This window comes from Janthinobacterium sp. FT14W (genome assembly GCF_009208755.1).
Taxonomy (GTDB): domain Bacteria; phylum Pseudomonadota; class Gammaproteobacteria; order Burkholderiales; family Burkholderiaceae_D; genus Janthinobacterium; species Janthinobacterium violaceinigrum.
The window spans coordinates 1-331 of the sequence record NZ_WFLL01000151.1 but is presented as its reverse complement, the minus strand read 5'-3'; the positions used below and the strand labels follow the sequence as shown (position 1 = coordinate 331).

At 77.9% G+C, this 331-nt stretch carries 1 protein-coding gene; it reads right to left on the bottom strand.

What is annotated here, in order from left to right:
• A partial coding sequence (locus tag GCN74_RS29755; protein ID WP_193317312.1) for a hypothetical protein occupies positions 1-331 on the bottom strand: 331 nt, incomplete at both ends.

The following is a 331-nucleotide window of genomic DNA, read 5'->3' as shown; positions in this document are numbered from 1 at the left end:
GCCAGCGCCGCGGCTGCCGTGGCTGCTGCCGCGGCGGCGGCGGCATCATCGGCCAGGGCGTTGTTGGCGGCGGCGACAGCCGCGGCGGCGGCCAGCACGGCCGCATCGGTGATCGTGGTGGTGGTGGATTGATTGCCCGTGCCACCCTGGCCGCCGGTGGAACCACCGGTGCCGCCCGTACCACCGGTGCCGCCCGTGCCGCCCGTACCACCCGTACCGCCCGTACCGCCCGTACCGCCCGTCCCTGTACCCCCCGTGCCACCGGTGCCCGTGCCGGCACCGCCGGCCGTGGTGCTGCCTCCGCCGCCGGCTGCGGCGGAGGCAGCACCAC